Genomic DNA, 21,565 nt, shown 5'->3' with positions numbered 1-21,565 from the left:
AAATCATTATGAAAGGAACCATACTCGTAACCGGCGCCACTTCCGGCTTCGGTGAGGCCTGTGCGGAAAAGTTCGCGCGCGAAGGCTATCATGTGATCATTACAGGCCGCCGCCAGGAACGTCTTGAAACCCTGAAAGCCCGATTGGAAAAGGATTTTGGCGTGCAGGTATTAACGTTACAATTCGACGTTCGCGATAAAGCCGCTACCGAACAGGCCATTGCCGCACTTGCCGGCGATTGGAAAAATATTGACATCCTCGTCAACAACGCCGGTCTGGCGCTTGCCCTTACGCCTGTCGACGAGGGCAACACCGACGATTGGGATACCATGCTGGACACCAACGTAAAAGGCCTGTTATACGTGTCTAAAGCCGTTATTCCGTTAATGAAGGCAAGGGGCAAAGGCCATATTATTAATATCGGTTCTACGGCCGCTAAAACCGTATATGCCAAGGGGAATGTGTACTGCGCCAGCAAATCGGCGGTGGATGCATTAACGCAGGGCATGCGCATCGACCTGTTGCCTTATGGGATTAAAGTTACCGCTATCCACCCCGGCGCGGCGGAAACAGAGTTTTCGCTCGTGCGCTTTAAAGGCGACCAGCGTAAAGCAGACGATGTATACAAGGGATTTGAACCGCTGAAGGGCGAAGATATTGCCGATATCGTGTTCTATTGCAGCACATTACCCAAACATGTGTGCATCAACGACCTCGTGGTTACCCCCACCGCCCAGGCCAATGCTTACTACATTCATAAGCAGTAACGCAGAAATAACATTAAAATGTTATGCGTGTCTTATATAAATAAATTATATTTGAAGTCCGCTATCATATGTAGCAGTAGATAGCGGACTTCTATTTGATATTTTCCGGCTTTGATAGATCCCTATGAGAAAAAATCAGCCGGTTGTCCGATGAACCTTAGATCTTTACAGCTTGTTCAGTGTGAATCAATGTAAGACGATTAACGTGCCTATTAATCCTATAACCATATCCCTATGTTCACATTTGTTACTATTTACATTCTCCGGCTCTATTATCCCCAGTGGATCGAGCAAATCCGTATGTATTCCGGCAAATCTCGCAGAGGCAACTACGGACGGTGGGCAATGAGCCAACGCTGGCAAGGTGAAAAATCATTCACTTTTAGCTATAGCTGACAATATTAAGGGCAAGCCAAACGGCTTGCCCTTTTTAGTTTTATTCCAGGTTGATGAGTTGCCAGTACACCCGTTCCGCCTCGCCTTCCCGCTTTTTATAAGCGACCAGCAATTCATGTTTGCGCACCGGCTGTAAGACCGGGTAACTCGCGAAGGCCGAATCGGTGGTAATAAACCGGGTGTGAACGCCTGAAGCGTTTCTCAGTTGCAGTCCCACGCGATTATTATATTTCCCGCCAACATTTACTGCTTCATCCCACGCCAGTGCCAGCGACGTATTGCCCAACACCGCCAGCTGCGGATGTTTAGCCGTTGGCAATGCAGCAATGCTTTCCCTTTTCGTGTAGCTTATGCCGTTATCTTTCGATTGACAATAAAACACACCTTCTCCCCCGCCCATCGTAAACCAGGCAAAGTGTAAACCTGTTGCGGTTTTCACCATTGTGGGGCCGGTATGCGGACAGCCTTTAATGGCCCAGTTGTCGGCGCTGATACGCTGCGGCGAGCCAAAAGTAGCGCCGCCGTCGGTGGACAATACATGTGCCATATCTCGCACCGTATCGTTGAATATCGCGCGGTATACCACGTGAATACCGGCCTCCTCATCTACATACAAATCCGTGCGGCAGCACTGGCAAACACGATCTGTGATAGAACGTTCCTGCCCGAAACGTTCGCCGGATAACACGGCGTAGTATAAGGATGATCCTTCGGCCGTGGTATTTTTCCGGTCATCGAGCCATACGGCGGCAGCGCGGCCATCGGGTAATAATGCCATATCGAAGTAGCGTTGATCGTAGCTGGAGGTATCGCTTACCAAAGGAATGGCCGGCCCCCAATGCCGGCCGCCATCGGGCGATACGGTGTAGTATACTTTACCGGCATATTTGTTTCGTTCATCATTAGCGGCGGTGCCAAACATAGCAATTACCTGTCCGTTCGGGCGAAAGAGCATCTTCGGCAGGTTCTCTGCATGCGGCTGAATATGTTGTGCGGAGGCAACGCTGACGGGTGCGCCGAATTGATCGTTGTCCGCTACGGCGAAGTACAGCGCCTCCCCTTCTACCCAGCTGAGCACCGCGTTTCCCTTAGCGTCGGTGGTAAGGTAAGGGCAGGCGGCTTTGTCGCCCTTCGAGATCCGGTGTTCGGAAGGTTGTTGCGGTTTACAGCTTAACAGCACTAACGGCAACGCATATATCCACTTCATCATTTAGATATTTTTTTACCATTGAATGAGTAACCCAATCCAACATTGAACGTACGTTTCGGGCCGGGCCGGTAGCTTTTACCGGAAGCTGTTTTATCTACCGTTACCGCATACGCTTCGTCGGCAACGTTGCGGCAGTTGATCCAGCATTCAAATGGCCCTACGCTATACCCTGCGCGGGCATTGAACAAACTGTAACCGTTATAATATTCGGTATTGGCCACATCCATATAATAACGGCTCACATACTGCCATTCAGCAGCAAGGCGCAGTCCTTTTATGTATGCTGGTTTGTAGGTCAGTTCTGTATTGGAGATTACACGGGGCGCGGTGTTCATATCATTGTTATCATACTTTATTCCCTTTTCCTGGTAGTGTACAAAACGATGCTCCGCGTACGTACCGCTCACCCTTAACAGCAGCGATTTAGCCAGGGGCGTATCGAAGGTTCCATTCCACCCCGGTGTGCGTGGTTTTGCCGGCGTTCTGGTTTTCGGAAGAGCCATCATCCAGTCTTACACTGATAATTTCGTTCGTGCCATTCATGCGGTAAATGCTCAGGTCGAGGTAACCTTTGTTACTTGCAAAGCCAAACCAGCCGCCCGCTTCGTAATTGTGATAAGTAGCAGGCTGCAACGTGGGCACTTTTACGCCACGATACAGTTCGGAGATATTCGGCGGCGCAAAACCCACGCTGTAGTTCGCATACACACCACGGTCGTTGCCGAAATTATAGGTGGCGCCCACTTTCGGCGTCCAGGAATGGAAGAAGTTCTGCTCGTCCGGCGCCCCCGTAAATGCAGATGGCGGCAGATGATTATTAAAGTCGTAGTCCATCCGGTCGTAACGCAGCGCGGCAACTACTTTCAGACCAGGCAGCAGTTCCGCATCGGCCTGCAGGTAAGCGGCCGTATTCAGCAGGTCTACGTTGTAATCCGTGAGCACAGAATCCTTCTTCGTAAAACCGGTGAAGAAGCCTGCCGCGTTTTTATCCACATCAATGTAAATAGCATAATAAGTAGCGGGACTAAAATCCGCACTCAGCCCGGCGATCAGTGAAGCATTCTTCCAGTTAAAATGCTTTTTGTGCTGCAATACCATGCCGTAACTCTTAAACGCATCGCTGTTAATTTCACCTCTCGCCTTTAATGGATTGCTCGTGGAACGAATGGCGTAGAATGGGTTCTGGCCGATTTCACTGCTCCGGAAAAACACATTGAAGCTCGTGAAGTTATTCGCATTCCAGGTGTGCTCTAAAGAGCTTTTCCAGCGAAAAGCCTTTACCGCCCTGTAAGAAAACGTATGGAAGTTGCGGAAGTCTTTATTAAAAAAGTGCGTGCTATCAAGTCCGCCTGTCTGGTCGGTTTTATAATCTATTAAGCTGATCCCGTTGGTCCATTTTGTTTTCCCGCTAATCTGGTAATCGGTTTTTAAGGTGAGGGCCAGCTTGCGGAAATCGCTGTGGTCCATATAACCGTTCTGCTGGTTCGCGTAATAGCCGCCAATCAAAATACCGAACTTACCCATGGTGGAAGAAGCGGTAACATCCGCGCGGCGGTAGCCCCAGTTACTGCTTTCTACCTGTGCTTTTACCATCGGTGTTTGAGAGGGAGAGGCAGTAATGAAATTCACCGCGCCGCCCACGGCTTCGCTGCCGTACAGCGAGGAAGCCGGGCCACGGATCACTTCGATCGTTTTTAACGCGGCCATATTAATTTCGATCAGGGCGTTGTGGTTAAAGTCGCCCGTAGTACGGATCGGTATGCCGTCTTCCAGATAAAGAAAAAGACTTTTATACCCGATCGGCTGACGGATGGCCATGGTATGCTGCTCATTACCCAGATCTACCATATAAACACCGCTCACCTTATTGAGCACCTGCTCCAGCGAAGTAGCTTTGGTTTCATTGAGCATCTGTTTGGAAATAGTACTGATCGCAATCGGCGCATCGGTGCGCAGCTGTCCTATCCGATTGGATGAAACAATTACTTCATTGAGTTTCGTGGATGAAGGTTCCATCAATATATCGGTGAAACCACTGCCGGCTGGCACTTTACGGGTATTATACCCTACGTAGGTAATCTTCAGTGAATCGGCAGTCGCCTGCAGGACGAAGCGCCCCTGTGCATTGGTAAGGCAACCATTGGCGCCGGCCTGTACGCTCACGCCCGGCAAGGCTTCGCGCGTTTGTGCATCCAGCACACGACCTTCTATGGTGTGTTGCGAATAAGCGATAATCGATATCAACAATAAGAACAGTGTCGAATAAAACTGCTTCATAAGTACATAATTTTACACGTATGTCCTCACGGACAAACAATTACAAACCAGCTGCCAGCTGACGGCAGATGAGCTACAAAACCATACAGGAATAGTGAATGTACAGGGCAAGGCCTGTTCATGTGCAGTATGGGGTCCGGTGTAAAATTAGATACTGGGCGGGTGAAAGATCGCCGAAATCGGGGGAACCGGAATTTCGGGTGTATAAACCGTTATTAACGGAGTTGAGGCGCAATAGGCTTTATAATTGATGCCGGCAGCCACGTCCTCAAAATATACTTCGTATTTGCTTTTCACGCTGTTCCCGTTGTCTTCCTGCTTCTCCTCTTTCGTCAGCTGCTTTTTCAGCTGGCACTGGCCGTTACAGTTCAACTCGGGACGCGCTTTATTTTCGCACAACTCGCTGGCGATAAACGCCTGGTTCAGTTTAAACCCTACCATAATAATCTCCTTGCTGAAGCTTTGCATCAGCATTCCCAGGAGCAGCGGTATGGTAAAAGGTACTTCATGCGATGATGCAAAACTACGCGAAGCTAGTACAACCCGGCATGATTTAGATCATGCAGGCAAAATAAAACAAAACGGGCGGCCCAATTGCTGGACCGCCCGCTTGTATTATTTCTCCTTTTCTATTGTGCTAACATAAACCGGAGCGTTACCCCTCCTCTCGTGGTGGTGGTCGGGAACGAGGTAGATATTACCGGTATCGACTGTCTCCGATCGTAGAAGAACTTCAGGTTAATGCGGTTATTCACCACATAGTCGATCGTAGGCATAATGCCGATCACCTTTTGTCCGCTCGTGGGCACTACCAGGTCGGCATCCAGCCTGTTATTGGTATTGCGGTCGTCGCGGAAGCTGAGGTCCAGCCGGAAGTTCAGGTCGTTCTCCAGCCTGCGGCCGCCGTCCTTACCTATGCGGAACGGCATCGGGAAGCCTCTCACCCGGTAAGCGCCACCAACGGTAAACTCGTTCGAGCGCATTTCCGTGAGCTGGTAATCCACCAGGCTCAGCGACAGTGTACGTGTTTTCTTCCACCCCATTTTCAGGTTCAGCGAGTTTACGAACGTCATATCTACTTCCAGCAACGGCGCGAAGTCTTCCGTAATAGTCATGTTCGGCACCAGGAAATACGGGATGTAGTTGCCCGAAACAGTATCGATGAAAGACGGATAACCCATCACCAGTGGATCGTAAAAGTAAGGCGAGGTATTGTAAGAGCTCATGGACAGGCGGCCATTGTAACCGTGTGTCAGGGTAAAGCTCTGGAAGATATCCCGGAACCATTCCAACCTCGACAGGCCGTTATAAGAGATACGCCAGTTCGGGCGCGGCAGTATTTTCTTAAATGGATTACTGCGGGTATTGGCGCTATAGTTTTCAATGAGCGATACCTTTTCGGGCGACTTGCCGGTGTAAGCGGCAAGGAACGCCGGGATCAGCACATCCTGCGAGTAGCGGCCGTAACCATAACGGTATTCGGGATCTTTCGGATCATATACCGGTGCATTGGCATTATACGGGTTCTTATTGGCGACGCGCTCAGATACGCGTTTACGGTAATCCTCGAACTTGCGGAAGGTGGTGGATACACCGGATTCGTCGGTCTGGATTTTGCCGAACATCGTTTTGATCGCGATGAAGGTAATGTCGAAACCACCGGAGCTGTACGGGTTCAGGCTGCCGTAATCACCCACGCCGGTAGAGTCTTTGTACAAAGCCGTAAAGGTTTTGGAGAACTCTTTTACCACGTTCAGTTCAATACGCAGATCGTTTGCCGGTTCCAGCACCGCCATCATATCAAAACGCTGTGTAAACTGCTGCTGCATCTGGATGTTGAACGTAGTATCCGGGGTGATCAGTCCTTTTTTAGAGAACTCGTTCAGCCAGGCTTTATCAGGCTGGTAACCGAAAAGGAACTTATAACCCGGCGCCATCGACGCCCAGTTCATCCCCAGCACTTTCGTACTGTCGATGTAACCCGGCAGGCGGGTGGCGCTGTTCTCGGTATAGTTGATCGTTACGCGTTTCAGCGACAGTAACGGGCGCAGCAGGATACGCGCCGCCAGCGATACGTCCTGGGGCTCGTCCTTTTTCGCCTGGTTGGCCGCGGCCGCCGGTGTATTACCTTTCGGTGCTGCCGGGTTATTCAGGCGCATCGTTGGTGTATTGATCTTGCGCAGGAATTTAGATTTGTTATACAGGTCGCTGAACTTCAACTCCACGTTCGCCGTACGCATCTGCGTATTCTCGATCGCGTTGCCCGGGTATTTCGCCAGGATGGATGCCCCTATCCAGCGGTAATCCGTTCCGTACGTAAGGGAGGTGGATGTCCAGTCGAGCGCCGGTATTTTATTCAGCGGTACGTTATAGGTAACGGTAGCGCTGTGGTAGTAATTCGTCGTTCTGCCCAGTTTAAAGAAGTTACCGCGCAACGAATCTTTCTTCTCTTTCGTGTTGATGCGTCCGAACGGCTCATCGATACGGGCATTGTTTACCGCGTTAAAGTCTAACGACAAGTTACGGGTGAAGTTCCAGCGCAGGCCGTAGTAGCGGTCGAACGTAAAGTATTTATCATACGTTTCCGGCAGTTTAAAGCCCGCATCATCGCCGATGTTGCGCATGCGGGTGGCGCCGAACTGCCGGGTCACGTCCGCACGGAAACTCAACATAGATGGCACATAGTTAAAGTTGATGTCTTTAATTAAGGCCAGCCATGGCGTTTTCGCTTTAATCATCTTTTTGAACGGCTCAATGTACTTCTCCTGTCCCGCAAAGTTGTAACCTAAACCGGCACGCTGTCTTGTGAGCACGTCGTTTTCGACGAGCGGCGTGTGGCGGTTGGTTTGCGAGAAAGAGTAGCTGAGATCAAAGTTCTCGATATCCCACAGGTGCGTTTTAGAACGGCCGGTATTCAATACACGTACATTGGTAAAGTTCAGGCTCTTGATAGAAGTGAAGTCCTGTGCGTCGCGGCGGATCGAGTCTTTTTCATATCTCGACCTGGCTAAGCGCAGTTTATCTTTCAGTTTGATGTCGAGGTCATACGGATCGTACTCGGGCGTGCTTACCGCCTGTGAGTAACCGGCGTATACCGGCAGTGACAGCGACATACGCTTCGGCAAGAGTTTACCGAGGTCGAGGTTCGTCGCCACGTCGAATTGCGTAAAGTTATCACGGAAACGTTCGTTTACGCGCTGATCAATACCGCCAAAGCCAGCGGTGTGCATGCTGCCGGACGCAGTGAAAGTACCGAGGTCGGCCAGCTGTACATCTACACGGCCTACCGCTGCATAGCCACCTTTTTCATCCAGGCCTGTCAGGCGCATTTCATTAAACCATACTTCCGCACATTTCGCCACTCCGTCATTCTGCGGGTTCGCTACACCGATCATCAGGTTGCGCACATCGCCGAGGTTCGGGTTACCTACTACGGTGAGGGTGCGGCCCTGGGCATCGGTTTCGCTGTAAGGCATTAACGGCGATACACCGGCCAGGTTACGTTTCTGTTTCAACTGGCTCAGTTTGTCCAGCACCAGGTCTACGTTGTTCGCTTCGGGCCATACCGTCAGCTCTGTTTGCGGACGGGTGTTCCAGTCGGTTTTCTGTAACGGCACCTGGTATTCATAATAGTTTTCGGTGAAGTCGCTACCCAGGCGGATGAGCGCATTCACATCACCGTTCTGCAGCGAGGCGTTATCATTCATTGCTTCTGCGTGGATGAACATCTGCAGGCGGTTATACTGGCGAAGGTCCGCAGTCTGTGTTTTATACAACGCGCGGCTTTCACCATCCTTCAGGTTACACACCTGGAGCGACAGGGCCTGTTCGTTCAGCAGGATGTTGGTATTGTTGGTGCTCAGCGTATTCTGGCGCAGGATGCCCGGGGGCAGCATGTACGGAATAGGTGTACGCTTCGCATTTTCTTCGATGTTTACGGCCGACACCACGAAGTTGGTCGTATTGTCAATACCCACCGGATCGCCGGGTTGCAGTTTGTACAGGTAACGGCGCCACTGGTTACGTACCAGTTCCAGTTTAGCGAAACGTAATACGGTTGAGTCCTCGAAGTTGGTCATGTACATACGCATAAAACGGATGGACTTAAAATCCGGGATACCGCCCACTTTCGAAGTATACTCAGAAATAGGCACTTTAAACTGGTACCAGGTTTCGTTGATGGTCTGCTTGTTTGGAAGGGTTACCGGTGTCGTGAATTTATCCACCACATAGTTGGAACCTACCTGCATGTTCGGCGACAGGTCCACACGGTATTGGAAGTACTCTTCCGTTTCGTTCATCGTGTTATCCCTGTTCAGGTCTTCTGATTCCGGGTAGTTGGTAGCCGCGGAAGAGAACTGGGCACTATTGTCGGAAACCGGCGAGTTGCCTTCCGGGTTGTTCACCCTTTTATAACGTTGCAGGATGCCGAAGCCGGCCGCGTCGTAATCATTACCTCTATAATAATGGTAGTCATCGTTCGATGGATCGGCCAGTGCCTGCTGGTAAATCGCGGAACCGGTACCAAAGTTGGCGGCCAGTTCGTTCAGGTACGCCTGGCGGAAGCTGCGCTCGTCTTCAGAACGCAAACCGTCGTAACCAACGTCCTGGTACTGGCGGATGGCCGGATCATTATCGAAAGCCTGGGTGATCTGCTGCTGGTATACCGGGATGCGGCCCCACACAGAGGAATCCAGTTTATTTCTTTCAGATGGATTAGGCAAGCCGTTTTCGAAAAACTTGCGGGAATCTTTCAGGATATCTTCCGATACGTTACCAAGGTTAAAGTACAGCGAGCCACCGGTGCTGGACGGATTGGTAATGAAAGGGTCCTGTATCCAGAATTCGATGAACTCGATATTCGCCGTTTCAAAGTCCGTATTATCGATGGCGCGCATAATCCCCCAGCGTTGGCGCGGGTTGGTGAGTTTACCTGCCGCAGTGATGCGTGCCGGTGTGCGCTCATAGTTGTACGGACCACGGTCGGTTGGGTAGTAAGCCAGGTCCAGGGTGCTCAACTGGCTCTGACCAAAGTCGGTAGAGCGGTTCGGGAACACATCTTTCTGGTACACGAGGCGCACGCGCGGATCGCTCTGCTCCTCGGTGTTGATATTGGACGGCAGGTTGGGCGAGCCCGGGATCTGCAGGGTTGGTTCAATAATATACCAGGCGAGTTTAGCACGGTTGCGGCCATATTCCAGCGAGTCATTGTAAAGCGCTTCGGGGAACATGATGTTGCCGGCAGCATCGGTAGCGCCAGCCGGCGTAGAGGCCAGCGCCCAGCTGGTAGCCGGGAACTTTAGATCGTAACCGTTACGGGCACCTTCAAAGTCATCGATGTAGGTCTGGCCTTCTTTGCTGCCCGCGGCGTTGATCAGTTTACTGTGACCAGGGAACAGGCGCGCCACCTCGCCGGTGAAGTTGATATTACTCATCGCCGTGGTCTGGTAGTTCGGCAGTTTATCGAGGGCGCGGGTGAGTCCTTTCCATTCGGAGGCATAGTTCGCATCCGGGCCTACCACGGTATTTTTGATCGGATCATCGCCGTAGTTCACTTTCTGGTAGTAAGGCCTTTCACTCATGCGCACCACCGTGGAGCCGAGCGTGAGTTTATCATTCACCATATAGTCCAGGCGGGTACCCATGTAGTTACGTACCTGCTGCCCAAACAGCGAGTTGTTCTCAAATGATACGTTAATGGGCACACCGGAAGCCAGTACACCCGCGTTGATAATTTTTAATACGCCCAGCGATACAATATAGTCCACGTTCTCGCGCAGGACCTGTCCGCCGGCGGTAACGATCACCGAGCTGGAGGGAATGTTCATACCTCCCAGTTGTATTTCGGAACTGTTGCTGGATTTGTAGGAGCCACGGAGAATGTACCGGTTTAACTGCTGGAACTGCTGTGCGGCAACTTTGATAGAGTCGTACAGCTGCTGGTACACGTATTGCGATTCCAGCGCGGCGTTACCGCCCAGTGCCGGCCGTATACCGGAGGCAAACGGTTCGAGCATCGGGAACATCACACGGCCGTTCTCGGAACGGATCGTGTACCCTTCTACGTAATCGAACTCGCCATCGGGCTGCGGGTCGTTCTGGTTATTGAGGCGGTCGAGGTTAAGAATGGTGATGATGGGAGCCCCGGCGTAAGCGCCCTGTCCATCGGGCAGGTAACGTTTTTCACTGGGTGCGCGTGTTTCGGACCCCGGGTCTTTATACCACACATTCATTTCGAAATCTGCGCGGTTTACCTGGTAAGCGCCGGTGCTATAGATGTTTTTCATCATCAGGTCCCAGATGGGAAGCGCCGGGCGGGCGGAGGTAGCTTTCAACATTTTCAGGAACAGGATGCGCTGGTTGGCGCTGGCGTTCTGGTCCGGCGGAATGTCCTGCGAAAACTCACCTACCTGGTAGGTACGTCCGTTAAAAGAATATTGATAAGCCACACCCAGCACATCGTCGGGGTTCAGCTGAATGTTGAGGGAAATGAAACCGAGCTGCCTGTTATACGTGTACTCGGTAGAGTCCAGCTTGCGGGCAAATGTTTTCTCAAAGTCCTGTATAGCCGTTAAACCCAGGTTCTGCAGGCGTGTTACAACGAGGCTGGAGTTGCGGGTGGTGGCGTCGGCTACGAGGCGGCCGTATAAATCGTTCGATCCCCTGTCCGGCAAACGCGAACTGGTGAGCGAATTAATATTTGGATTGAAAGGGCGTGATTCACCGAGGTCCATAAGGGCTACGATGTCGCGGGTGTTAACGGTAGCCCCGGTTTTATTGGTTACCCAAACCTCGAGGCGGTTGATATTTACCTGCGAGCGGATAACCGGCAGGTTAGACATGGCATAGTTGAAGGTATCGCGAAAGTACTGGCTTAACAGGAAGTGGCGGTTATCTTCATACTCGTCTGCCTTGATCACGAAGTCGTTGGTTTGCGTACCACCGCGCAGGGTCATGGTTTGTTTCTGCGACTTCTGGTTGGAAAGTACGCTGGTCACCATCAACTTACCGAACTGCAGTTGTGTTTTAACACCAAAGAGCGACTGTATCCCGGATATCAGCTGGCTGCGGAGCGGGAAGCTCACGTTACCGGCTTCAATCTTTTTGATGATCTCATCGTCATAACCGGTGTATTCCAGTTTGATCTGGTTTTCGAAGTCGAACGTGCTTTGCGTATTATAGTTGGTGAGAATCTTGAGCTTATCACCGATTTTACCGGTGAAGTTCATGTTGATGTCCATATCGAACGCGAAGCCGCCGTTTTTGCGGGCGCGTTCTACCAGTACGGGGTTCTTGATGTTCTGACCTTCATAACCGAATGTAAGCCCCAGGCTTCCCTGTGGCTTGATTTCCACTTTTGTACCACCGAATACACGGTCGAACAACTTGCCGCCGTTGTTAAGGCTGGGGCCTGAGCTGCGCTGGTTAAGAGAGCCGAGTGTACTGGCACGTTTTTTCCAATAGTCTTCTTCACTTTGCCGGGATTGCAAAGCGTAGTATTCTTCGAACGTTAAGTACGTGGGTTGCCTGTAATTCTGGTTGCCGATTCTCTCCTTAACGGTGTACTGCTTTGTCACCGGGTCATATTCTACCGTTCGGGAGATGCTGGATGGGTCTTTTAGATCAATTGCACTCTTGACTGGTTCAGTTACACTGGTACCTCTCCGGTCGCGGATAGGATATTTCAGGGTATCCGGACGCGCGGGATTTGCCGTGGTATCTGGTTTCCAGGTCAGACTACTCCGATGCTCATTCCCATAGGTATTAAAATTCGATCTATTGTCCCTCGCGGCCGTGTCAACTATTATAAAAGATACAACTCCAATTACTGCAAAAGCACCGTAAAATGTGTTTTTTGCCAAGCGAAAAAGGTTTTATAGAGGTCAGATAACTAATTTATAAACTTTTCAGGGATTTTTTGATAAGTGCTTCCAGATCATTCAATTGTGGCTCCTGCTTCAACACTTTACGGATCGCCTGTTCGGCCATGTTTCGGGCTATTCCCAGCGTGACCAAGGCATTTAACGCGTCTTCAGGGATTGTATTGTCCTGCGTTACAGATATATTTAATATATCTTCTTCCTTGTGTTTCTTCATCTTATCCTTCAGTTCCGGGGATCACCCTTTTGGCTGTTTTGGCGCCTATACCCTTCACCCCTTCCAGCATCCTTTCATTATCCATCAGGATGGCGCGGCGAATATCATCAGGTTGAAGCGACGATAACATCATACGGGCCGTATTGGTGCCGATTCCCGAAACGCTGATCAATTGGAGAAAAATATCGCGTTCCGCTGCATCAAAAAAGCCGTACAGCGTATGCGCGTCTTCCTTGATATTGAGATGGGTAAGCAATTTACAACTTTCCAGCTGTTGAATGTGAGAATAGGTGTTTAGACTGATTAATACTTCGTACCCAACGCCTTGCACGTCTAAATGTACAAGCGCGGGCGATTTATAGGTCAATTTCCCGTTAAGGTAAGCGATCATATAATAGGTTGAGGAGATTGGGTAAGCAACAAACTTACGTAAAAACCGTGTTCAGTGGACTTGTTGCGGTTGAAGTGAGTGACACAACAGAGGCTGATGAGGCAGCTAAAAGCCGGTAAAATAATCCCTTTATCTCATAATAATCAGGTATATAGGTATATACAGAGATATAATATAGTGAAGCATTGCTGCATAAACCTTTTTAGGGTTTTGTAGGAAATATTCGTTTATATCGTATTTTTACGCCCATTTTAATAACTACATCATAAGCTATATGAGTAAACTAACAGCCGCTATTACAGCGGTGGGTGGATATGTTCCGGACTACGTACTGACGAACCAGGAACTCGAAAAATAGTTGATACGACTGACGAGTGGATCATGACGAGAACCGGCATCAAAGAGCGGCATATACTGAAAGGGGAAGGAAAAGGCACTTCGGACCTTTGCGTCCCGGTGGCATTGGAGATCTGCAAAAACGCGGTATTACGCCTGAAGAAATCGACCTGCTGATTGTAGCGACTGTAACGCCCGACATGGTATTTCCCAGCACCGCAAACGTAGTGACCGACAAGATCGGCGCTAAAAATGCATTCGGGTTCGATATCAGTGCCGCCTGCTCAGGCTTCCTGTACGCGCTCGACACCGGTGCACGCTTCATTGAAAGCGGCCGTTATAAAAAGTAATGGTAATTGGCGCCGATAAAATGAGCTCTATCATTGACTATACCGACCGTACCACCTGCATCATCTTTGGCGACGGTGCCGGCGGCGTGCTGCTGGAACCTAACGAAGAAGGCCTGGGCCTGGTAGACAGCATCCTGCGCAGCGACGGACACGGCCGCGAGTACCTGCACATGAAAGCCGGTGGCTCTGTAAAGCCCGCTACTGCCGAAACAGTGGCTGCCCGCGAACACTTCGTGTACCAGGAAGGTAAAATGGTGTTTAAATACGCCGTATCCAACATGGCCGGCGCTGCCTCCGAAATCATGGAGCGCAACAACCTGAAGGGTGAAGACGTAGCCTGGCTCGTTCCTCACCAGGCGAACATGCGCATCATTTCCGCCACCGCCGCTTACCTGAATGTGCCCGAAGATAAAGTGATGATCAATATTCACCGCTATGGGAACACCACTGCCGGAACTATTCCCTTGTGCCTGTGGGATTGGGAAAAGCAACTGAAGAAAGGCGATAACCTGGTACTGGCCGCATTTGGCGGCGGATTTACCTGGGGCGCCAGCTACATCAAATGGGCTTACGACGGTAAATAAACGTATGTATATAATTTTCGAAAGACCTCCCACCCGGAGGTCTTTTTTGTTTAGAAGAAACCCGGCTCCTCGTTGATGAAATCGTCTGTATTATAATATTCATACAGGTCTGTGCCGCAAAACGGGCAATACCGGATATTGATGTGCATGACCTTGGCATCGTCCGGTGCATAGCCCGGCGTAAAGTAAAATCGGTACAGGTTGGTCTTGTCAAGCCGTCCGTCGGGATGGTATTTTACGACCCGGAAATTCATCCCGGCCTCTCTTGGGGCGTTGTGCCGGATGCCCAACCTGGCGCAACAGAATTTTTCTTCCATCTATTAAGTGCTTTGGGTTATGCTGCTAACTAAACGACTGGTAACAGTTGTACTAAAACATTCTAACTTTTCTAAAATACAGCTTTTTAAATACAAATACAATGAAAAACGGGGCGATGTATACCGCCCCGTTTCGTTATAAGGTCTATCTGCTATTACTCTTTTAATTTCCGGTGTTCATACGTCTGGATCAAACCGGCCTCGAGCTTGCTGCCCTGCGGCATGTACCGCGTTTCTACAGGGGCCGAAGGCGCCAGGCGGGCATTGGCCAGCGAGGTCAAAGCCTTAGCCACACAGTCTTCCTGCGGATCCCCAAAATCGTAACGGGGATCGTCCTGCGCTGCCACATCGGCCGCCATCCCTTCGAAGTAATCGGCGGAGCCGGCGGAGTTGCGGATCAGGAAGCTGGACAAATACACCGCATATTTATCGATATTGATCGCGAAGAAACCTACCGGCTTGCCGTACGTTTTGGAACCGACCGTTTTCACGTTCAGGTAAGGTTTTAAGGCGTTGATGGTAAGCTCACTCGCAGAAGCCGTTGCGGGTAACGATGAAGTATACGTGGGTAACACCTTGCAAGGCGCCCGCTTTAGAAAACTTCATGGTATTATCGGCCACCGAGAACGATACATCTGCATATGTAGCGATCTGACCGTTGCTCAGCTTGCGCGGCGTGCCGTCTTCGTTGTACAGTATCTGGTTTTTAAGAATGGGCGCTTTATCGGTGCGCAGCAGGTCGTTATAGTATTCGGTGTACGTTACTTTATTGTTCAGCGAGCTCGGTGCGATGAGATTCAGCAGGTAATCCGCCGTATTCACATACCCGCCGCCATTATAACGCAGGTCAATCACCAGCTTCTTCACGCCGGCCGTGGCAAAGTCAGCAAATGCTTTATCCAGGTCCGCCTGCGCCTTGCTCAGCCGCGAAAAACGCGCCAGGGCCAGGTAGCCAACATTACCGGGAAGTACCGCAGTTTTCAGCACAGGACTACTCGTATACACTGCTTTCGCCAGGTTGTAGGTTTGCGTACCCACACCGACTTGGTGACCGTCAGGGTCATGGACGGGCCGTTAAATGCACTGGTGAGCAGTGAACTGGACGAGTTTACATTCGTACCGTTGATCGCGGTGATCCTGTCGCCACGCACCACACCTGCCTTAAAGGCCGGCGATGCAGGGTTTACATATAATACCCGGATGTCGTTGGTGTTGATAGCCGCCAGTTCAAAGCCGTAGTCTTCCCCCTTTCCTCCAGGTTTACGGAGGCCTGGCGGCCATTGGTAAGGCCATCGCGAGTGGTTACATAAGAATATTTGGAATGTGCGGGTGAAAATTCGTTGTATTCGTACGACCTGTTCGTGAGCGGGTTCACCGCTAACTGGGTCATATTGTACAGTTCCCTGGTGATGTTGGCAATTTCGGAACCTTCAGTGGTATATTTCCTGGGGTTGAAATCGGCAAAACTAGGAAGTTGCTCGTACCATAGGTACACTTCCTTGCCATATAGGTACACGGAGTCGAGCGTGAGTTCCGCCCTGGTGCCTGTTGCAGGTCCGCCGCCGCCATCCGGCTTATTGTCCCCGCCGCCTTTCTTACAGGCAATAGTCGCGCTCAGCAAAGAAAAGCACAGACCGATCTTAAGAGCCTTCATTTTGAGTTGATTTAAATAAATCATATTAACCTTTATAAAGATACGGTTTCTACACCTTAAACGTTCTTATGCCCCGGCATATTTTATACCGGGTTGCGGGGCGGTTCGGCACTTACCACAGCGGCAAAATGGTAATGACCAGGTGGATTAGTGTAAACCTATTTCAGTAAACCTTTATACGGATTAACAATAACAGGAGTAAACCTTAATCCGGATTATTAACCTGGGTGTAAACCTGGTTTAGGACGTGACACCCCACGGACGTCCTTACTACATCCTAGGTTCATCCTAGGTTCATCCTAGGTTCAAGGTAGGTTCAACCTAGGTTCGCGAACGAAGGATAAACGAACCATTAACGAAAGATAAACCTAGTATAAACGAAGGATGTAACCGGGATGGGTAATTGGGGCATGTCCCATGACTTTAGCCTGCAATAAAAATTCCCCGACGGCCAGGCCGCCGGGGAAGATGTGGATATCTGATGATATTACTTCGACAATTTTAAGGTAAGAATTGGATTGCTGCAGACCAAGCTATACAGCTCAGCTATTTGAGCAGAGCAAAAGTAGTGGCCGTACCGGCACAGCGCGGCACGAACCGGGAAATTGATTTTCATCAACAAAAAAATCCTTTGTTATATTTACGCAAAAACCGCCTTCATATGAAAAAGACAGATTCCCCTAAACCCGCAAAGCTTTGTTACGATCACATTGGTGGCAAATTGGGGACGCTGCTGCTCCATCATTTCATCGAAAAAGAATGGATTGCCAAAGTGAAAACGGAGGATAAGCACTACATCATTACCCAGGAGGGCGAAAAGGGGTTTAAGAAGATGGGGATTGATTTGTCGGAGATCCAATAAAGAAAAGGAGCGGTTGCCCGCCCCTGTCACTTTATATCTCGAACACCATCCCGCGCTCCATCAGTTCACCGTATTTCTTTTTATCGAACCGGTACAGATTGGCGCCTTTCTTCGAGGTGCTTTTATCTTTTTCGTCCAGCTTCTCGAGTACGTCCATCGACAGTATCTTTTTACGGAAGTTACGTTTGTCCAGTTCCCGCTGGTAAATTTCTTCATACAGGTTCCGCAGTTGCGGCAAACTGAATTTCTCCGGCAGCAACTCAAACCCGATAGGATGAAAATGCGCCTTATCGCGCAGCCGTGCAAGGGCATCTTTAATCATGGTGCCATGATCGAAAATGAGTTCGGGAATTTCCTGCAACGTCAGCCAGTGCGCATCGTATTCGGCGGAAAGCTGTGGTAAATGCTCGCTGATGCGGATAAGTGCATAATAGGCCACTGAAATTACACGGCCTCCCGTATCGCGGTCTACATCACCATAACAATGCAGCTGATCCATATAAATATTATCCAGACCGGTGTTTACTTTTAATACCCTGGCAGCGGCGGCATTCAGACTTTCGCCATCCTGCACAAAACCACCCATCAGCGACCATGCACCATGATATGGCGCAGGCAAGCGCTTTACGACCAGGAGTTTCAGTTGTCCCTTGTCAAACCCAAAGATGATACAATCTACGGCCACCAGGTGCCGTGGTGCATTGGGGTAAAAGGCAGTCGAATTCATACGTGGTGTTTATACTATTCAAAATAAATAAAAGGTAGCTCGGTTGGCACGACTCACTGTCCTCATTTTTTACCCGGAAACACAATATAATCGGTATTAGGGATTTTAGCAACCCCAGCCGCCCGTAAAAGCGTTACGAGCTGTCCGCGGTGATAGGTGCTATGATTGCACAACTGGTAAAGCGCCTTCCATACCAGCAGTTTGGTGTGTTCCTTTTTGAGATTGTAATACTCCATGGTGTGGTCCAGGCGGGCCTCACTCGCTTTGTCTACGAAATTGAAGATCGCGTTGGATACAGCATTGTATTTGTCGGCCAGCTCCGCAAAACTGCCTTCATGTGCGGGCGGCACGGCGCGTTCGGCCATCTGGAAGCGTTGCAGCCAGATAGATTCGGCGCCATACATGTGCAACACAGTCGCGCGGAGAGAGGGAAAACTGCTGGGCAGCGGTAAGTCCAGCACTTCATCTGGTTGTTCGGTGAGGGTGCGGAGGATACGTTCGTTGGCCCAAACGTTATAGGCTGCCGCCTGACGGAGTAATTCCTTCATGTATATTTGTATTTTATTGCACTTCCCCTAAATGTACGGGAATTAATTTTTTCGCCATACCCATCAACATGATAAAGATAAGAGAAGCAAAACGCGAAGACTGCGCCGCACTGCTGGACCTCGTCCGCGAGCTGGCCATATATGAAAAGGCGCCGGACGAAGTAACGGTAACGCTGGAACATTTCGAAGAAACCGGCTTTGGTCCGCAACCGGTGTGGAAAGCCTTTGTGGCGGAAGATGATGAACGCATCATCGGCTTTGCGTTGTATTATGTGCGCTATTCCACCTGGAAAGGCTGCCGCATGTACCTCGAAGACCTGCTGGTGACCGAAAGCTACCGCGGCCGCGGTATCGGCAGGCTGCTGTTCGACCGCCTCATTGAAGAAGGAAAGGAAAAGAAGTTTCACGGCATGACGTGGCAGGTGCTGGAATGGAACGAACCGGGTATCAACTTTTACAAAAAGTACAACGCCAAATTCGATCCCGAGTGGTGGAACGCGAGCATCGACTTTGTATAAAACGAAGATGGGCAGCCTGTTACCGGCTGCCCATCTTATTATAATTCCTGCATCACACTAAAATCTTTCAAACTCCAGCCGTGCGGGTAATTCTGCGCGGTTGTAAAAATTATCTATCTGGAAGCGGGTCCCGGAGGCATTCATTTTAAAATAAAACTTATCACCAAAACGGTCTACACTCCCCACGTTGTTTAAACGCATGCTATCGCCGGACAGCACGAAAGTGTAGTCGCTGTTGAAGTGCCTTGAATCCCAGATCTCGAGGTATGAGCGTAGGCGCAATACCGCGGCCGCTCCCTGCGTAGCCTTTTCTGGCGTTGCCATGGGGAAATAAATGGTGTCTCTTCTTAACGAAGTTTCTACCCAGCGCCTGCTGCTGCCTTCAAAATCGAGGCCGTTAGCGGCCGTATCGCCTTCTTTGGCACAGGAACTCAATATAACAAGGGTCAGTAGAGGGAGCAACCATTTCATGCAATGTGATTTTATAGTGTAACGTGCATGCTGACGAAAAGTTACGGGTTCACTGCAGTAAATGTAACTTTTTCGGTAGTTACTTTACCACTGCCGTATTTGGTCAGGAAATTGTCCGAATGCAGGATTTTGGTCTGCTGGTCCAGTTTAAACGAATACGTGGTAGGAGTACCGTTAGCGGTAGGTTTGAACATAATCCTGTCCGGATACCAGCCTGCGAGATAAGCGGTGTCGATTTCGCTGCGGTACTTGATCTGAACAAGAAGGTTTTTACCATCACGGCCCTCAAAGTAAATCGTATCCTCTTTCAGCGAGCTTTCTACCCAAACTTCGCCAACACGGAATACGAGGTCCATACCAGTAGGTTCGTCTTTTTCTTTTTTACAGGCAGCCAGGGCTAATAATGCGGCTGCGCCAATCATGAGCTTTTTAATCATATAAAAGGGTATTGTTAAACGGATCCGGGTTAAAAGGCTTACACTCAATTCATTTCTGCGCAAATGTTCGGAGTCACAAAAGCGTTAGCCCCTGTTAAACGGCCCGGTAGCGTAAAGGTTACGCTTCCTTTCAACAATAAAAATAGCTAGATTAGTTGCCCAAGCTGTCACTTCAGCACTTCAAAAGTGATTTTTTCACCGGTGGGCACACCGCTGCCCCAGCGTTTCAGGAAGTTATCGGTAATAAGGGTAGCGGTTTCTTTATCGTATTTAAATGCATACTGGTTAAACCCGGCCGTGTGATCCAGCGCCTTCAGCCCAAGGAAGTCGCTCCCCTGCTCTACCACCATGATCCGGGAGGTATCGTTGCCATGCCTGATCGAAAACAAGGGAACATGGCCTTCGTGCTCACTGCCAAATACCGGGGTATCCTGGCGTTTGGAAGTTTCTACCCAGAAAGGCGCAGGCACGATGTGGACAGCGGGTTCGGGCTTTTTCTTTTCTTTGGCGCAGGAAGTCATCGCCACCAGTGCTGCGGCTGCAAGCATAATTTGTTTCATATATAGTGGGATATTAAAAATCGGCACGCACGATGGCCAGTTCGTACCGCGACCGTAATACAAGATGTGCTACACCGTTGGATGGTGTTGCCGCATCGCTTTCCAGCGATCGTTTTACAATGGGTTGATCTGCTTTTGTATCATTTTCACATGCCGTCATCACGACTCCCATCATCACAAGCACCAGTATGTATTTCATGATGTTGAAGCGTTTGTGATTGTTAAACGGACGTCATGCGTAAATGTTACTTCGCCTCCAATAAATCGGCAAACACGCTGGCGTCGATCCAGGCAATGTTTTTATTGTCGCCATCGATGTATACGCTGCCCACCAGGTTATCGCGGGCCGGGCCGCGGTCCGCGTCGTTATAGGCGATGGCAAAGCCAATATGTTTTCCTTCTTTTAGTTCGACGGGTGTATTCGTCGCATTGTCTTTATAGTTGTCGGGGTATAATCTTACTGCTATCTCCCATGTGGTGGTATTGCCACGGGTGTTCCGATTAACGGTACAGTGGCCGGGGAATAAATGCGCGCTGCTGTCTGCCCCGACGTCTACCGTGCGATCGTCCAATCTTAAATGATAGGCGAATGCATTATAGTTATATTGATGATCGCCGCCTGAGTGGTTTTCATCTATGTACAGGATCAGCGCATCGTCGTTTAAATAACTTTCGAGCGGCTTGTTGGTCGTACGTAGCGTGTCGTCGGTAATTTGGGCCAGGATGTAAAGCTGCCCGGCATCCCAGGCTACCTTATAACGACCGGCAAAGTCCAGGCTATCGTACAACTGGCCAACCCAGTTCTGATCAATGGGCTGCCAGTTGGCGAGAAACCAGCAACTATCGTCGGGCAGACCGTCGAGTTTAGGCGGCACAACCGCTTTGGGCGCCACCAGTTTGGAAGGCAACAGATTAGCAGCGGGCTCAACGCGCAGGCTGTCTGCTTTCTCCTTCGCTTTCGTTTCAGTGCCGGCGCGCTGCCTGCAGGAAATGGCCATCATGGCTAACAAAAAAATGGTTAACAGGTGTTTCATCAGCATCAACATATAAAATAAAAAAACCG

Annotated in this window: 23 protein-coding genes and 1 pseudogene; 5 read left to right on the top strand and 19 right to left on the bottom strand. The window is 50.1% G+C overall.

Annotated features, from left to right (window positions below):
* Nucleotides 1-8 precede the first annotated feature (8 nt).
* On the top strand, nucleotides 9-767 hold the full coding sequence (locus MKQ70_RS33725; protein WP_248079579.1) for an SDR family NAD(P)-dependent oxidoreductase: 759 nt from the start codon (nucleotides 9-11) through the stop codon (nucleotides 765-767).
* A 436-nt stretch (nucleotides 768-1,203) separates the two neighbouring features.
* Here the strand turns inward: MKQ70_RS33725 and MKQ70_RS33720 are convergent, their stop codons facing one another.
* From MKQ70_RS33720 to ruvA, 7 genes are all read right to left on the bottom strand, one after another.
* Nucleotides 1,204-2,373, bottom strand: a complete 1,170-nt coding sequence (locus MKQ70_RS33720) for a sialidase family protein (protein WP_248079577.1) — start codon at nucleotides 2,371-2,373, stop codon at nucleotides 1,204-1,206.
* Nucleotides 2,370-2,780, bottom strand: a complete 411-nt coding sequence (locus tag MKQ70_RS33715; RefSeq protein ID WP_248079575.1) for a TonB-dependent receptor — start codon at nucleotides 2,778-2,780, stop codon at nucleotides 2,370-2,372. Before MKQ70_RS33715 ends, MKQ70_RS33720 begins: the two co-directional genes overlap by 4 nt.
* A gap of 16 nt (nucleotides 2,781-2,796) precedes the next feature.
* Nucleotides 2,797-4,650 (bottom strand): TonB-dependent receptor, encoded by a 1,854-nt coding sequence (locus MKQ70_RS33710; RefSeq protein ID WP_248079573.1) that lies wholly within the window; start codon nucleotides 4,648-4,650, stop codon nucleotides 2,797-2,799.
* Nucleotides 4,651-4,797: 147 nt separating this feature from the next.
* Entirely contained in the window at nucleotides 4,798-5,124 is a 327-nt protein-coding gene (locus MKQ70_RS33705) for a hypothetical protein (RefSeq protein WP_248079571.1), read from the bottom strand.
* Nucleotides 5,125-5,279: 155 nt separating this feature from the next.
* Nucleotides 5,280-12,512 carry a T9SS outer membrane translocon Sov/SprA gene (gene sov, locus MKQ70_RS33700; RefSeq protein ID WP_282456938.1) on the bottom strand — a complete coding sequence of 2,411 codons (7,233 nt, stop codon included), beginning with the start codon at nucleotides 12,510-12,512 and terminating at the stop codon, nucleotides 5,280-5,282.
* A 34-nt stretch (nucleotides 12,513-12,546) separates the two neighbouring features.
* Nucleotides 12,547-12,747 (bottom strand): RuvA C-terminal domain-containing protein, encoded by a 201-nt coding sequence (locus MKQ70_RS33695; protein WP_248079567.1) that lies wholly within the window; start codon nucleotides 12,745-12,747, stop codon nucleotides 12,547-12,549.
* 1 nt (nucleotide 12,748) lies between these two features.
* Nucleotides 12,749-13,138, bottom strand: coding sequence for a Holliday junction branch migration protein RuvA (gene ruvA, locus MKQ70_RS33690; protein WP_248079565.1), 390 nt, complete (start codon nucleotides 13,136-13,138; stop codon nucleotides 12,749-12,751).
* 536 nt (nucleotides 13,139-13,674) lie between these two features.
* Here ruvA and MKQ70_RS43030 point away from each other — a divergent pair.
* Together MKQ70_RS43030 and MKQ70_RS41720 are read left to right on the top strand one after the other, a co-directional pair.
* A pseudogene (locus MKQ70_RS43030) lies at nucleotides 13,675-13,913 on the top strand (3-oxoacyl-ACP synthase); the annotation flags it as partial.
* Nucleotides 13,914-13,994: 81 nt separating this feature from the next.
* A complete protein-coding gene (locus tag MKQ70_RS41720) occupies nucleotides 13,995-14,408 on the top strand; it encodes a 3-oxoacyl-[acyl-carrier-protein] synthase III C-terminal domain-containing protein (RefSeq protein ID WP_372490165.1) in 414 nt (137 codons plus the stop codon).
* Nucleotides 14,409-14,458: 50 nt separating this feature from the next.
* On the opposite strand, the gene MKQ70_RS33675 is transcribed toward MKQ70_RS41720, so the two are convergent.
* The 5 genes from MKQ70_RS33675 to MKQ70_RS33660 form a co-directional block, all read right to left on the bottom strand.
* Nucleotides 14,459-14,725: a hypothetical protein gene (locus tag MKQ70_RS33675; protein ID WP_248079563.1), complete on the bottom strand. Its 267-nt coding sequence runs from the start codon at nucleotides 14,723-14,725 to the stop codon at nucleotides 14,459-14,461.
* Between the two features lie 155 nt (nucleotides 14,726-14,880).
* The gene (locus tag MKQ70_RS33670) at nucleotides 14,881-15,216 is read right to left on the bottom strand and encodes a S41 family peptidase (protein ID WP_248079562.1); all 336 of its coding nucleotides are present in this window, start codon (nucleotides 15,214-15,216) and stop codon (nucleotides 14,881-14,883) included.
* Nucleotides 15,217-15,250: 34 nt separating this feature from the next.
* Complete coding sequence (locus tag MKQ70_RS33665; RefSeq protein ID WP_248079560.1) at nucleotides 15,251-15,763, bottom strand: S41 family peptidase; 513 nt, start codon at nucleotides 15,761-15,763, stop codon at nucleotides 15,251-15,253.
* The gene (locus MKQ70_RS43025; RefSeq protein WP_372490164.1) at nucleotides 15,706-15,927 is read right to left on the bottom strand and encodes a PDZ domain-containing protein; all 222 of its coding nucleotides are present in this window, start codon (nucleotides 15,925-15,927) and stop codon (nucleotides 15,706-15,708) included. The genes MKQ70_RS33665 and MKQ70_RS43025 overlap by 58 nt, the downstream gene beginning before the upstream one ends.
* Nucleotides 15,909-16,379 carry a hypothetical protein gene (locus MKQ70_RS33660; protein WP_248079558.1) on the bottom strand — a complete coding sequence of 157 codons (471 nt, stop codon included), beginning with the start codon at nucleotides 16,377-16,379 and terminating at the stop codon, nucleotides 15,909-15,911. The genes MKQ70_RS43025 and MKQ70_RS33660 overlap by 19 nt, the downstream gene beginning before the upstream one ends.
* Nucleotides 16,380-17,040: 661 nt before the next feature.
* On the opposite strand from MKQ70_RS33660, the gene MKQ70_RS33655 reads away from it, so the two are divergent.
* Entirely contained in the window at nucleotides 17,041-17,241 is a 201-nt protein-coding gene (locus MKQ70_RS33655) for a hypothetical protein (protein ID WP_248079556.1), read from the top strand.
* 31 nt (nucleotides 17,242-17,272) lie between these two features.
* Here MKQ70_RS33655 and MKQ70_RS33650 read toward each other — a convergent pair whose 3' ends face one another.
* Together MKQ70_RS33650 and MKQ70_RS33645 are read right to left on the bottom strand one after the other, a co-directional pair.
* Entirely contained in the window at nucleotides 17,273-17,968 is a 696-nt protein-coding gene (locus MKQ70_RS33650) for an NUDIX hydrolase (protein ID WP_248079554.1), read from the bottom strand.
* A gap of 62 nt (nucleotides 17,969-18,030) precedes the next feature.
* Nucleotides 18,031-18,516: a DinB family protein gene (locus MKQ70_RS33645; RefSeq protein WP_248079552.1), complete on the bottom strand. Its 486-nt coding sequence runs from the start codon at nucleotides 18,514-18,516 to the stop codon at nucleotides 18,031-18,033.
* Nucleotides 18,517-18,584: 68 nt separating this feature from the next.
* On the opposite strand from MKQ70_RS33645, the gene MKQ70_RS33640 reads away from it, so the two are divergent.
* Nucleotides 18,585-19,034, top strand: a complete 450-nt coding sequence (locus MKQ70_RS33640; RefSeq protein ID WP_248079550.1) for a GNAT family N-acetyltransferase — start codon at nucleotides 18,585-18,587, stop codon at nucleotides 19,032-19,034.
* A gap of 57 nt (nucleotides 19,035-19,091) precedes the next feature.
* Here MKQ70_RS33640 and MKQ70_RS33635 read toward each other — a convergent pair whose 3' ends face one another.
* From MKQ70_RS33635 to MKQ70_RS33615, 5 genes are all read right to left on the bottom strand, one after another.
* A complete protein-coding gene (locus MKQ70_RS33635; protein ID WP_248079542.1) occupies nucleotides 19,092-19,505 on the bottom strand; it encodes a hypothetical protein in 414 nt (137 codons plus the stop codon).
* Nucleotides 19,506-19,546: 41 nt separating this feature from the next.
* Nucleotides 19,547-19,942 carry a hypothetical protein gene (locus MKQ70_RS33630; RefSeq protein ID WP_248079540.1) on the bottom strand — a complete coding sequence of 132 codons (396 nt, stop codon included), beginning with the start codon at nucleotides 19,940-19,942 and terminating at the stop codon, nucleotides 19,547-19,549.
* Nucleotides 19,943-20,109: 167 nt separating this feature from the next.
* Nucleotides 20,110-20,502, bottom strand: a complete 393-nt coding sequence (locus MKQ70_RS33625) for a hypothetical protein (RefSeq protein WP_248079538.1) — start codon at nucleotides 20,500-20,502, stop codon at nucleotides 20,110-20,112.
* 13 nt (nucleotides 20,503-20,515) lie between these two features.
* Nucleotides 20,516-20,701, bottom strand: a complete 186-nt coding sequence (locus MKQ70_RS33620; RefSeq protein WP_248079536.1) for a hypothetical protein — start codon at nucleotides 20,699-20,701, stop codon at nucleotides 20,516-20,518.
* 46 nt (nucleotides 20,702-20,747) lie between these two features.
* Entirely contained in the window at nucleotides 20,748-21,536 is a 789-nt protein-coding gene (locus tag MKQ70_RS33615; protein WP_248079534.1) for a sugar-binding protein, read from the bottom strand.
* Nucleotides 21,537-21,565 lie beyond the last annotated feature (29 nt).

Origin of the sequence: Chitinophaga sedimenti, assembly GCF_023156195.1 — a bacterium.
GTDB lineage: Bacteria > Bacteroidota > Bacteroidia > Chitinophagales > Chitinophagaceae > Chitinophaga > Chitinophaga sedimenti.
The sequence above is the reverse complement of the archived record's forward strand: the minus strand, read 5'-3'. Positions and strand labels throughout refer to the sequence as shown.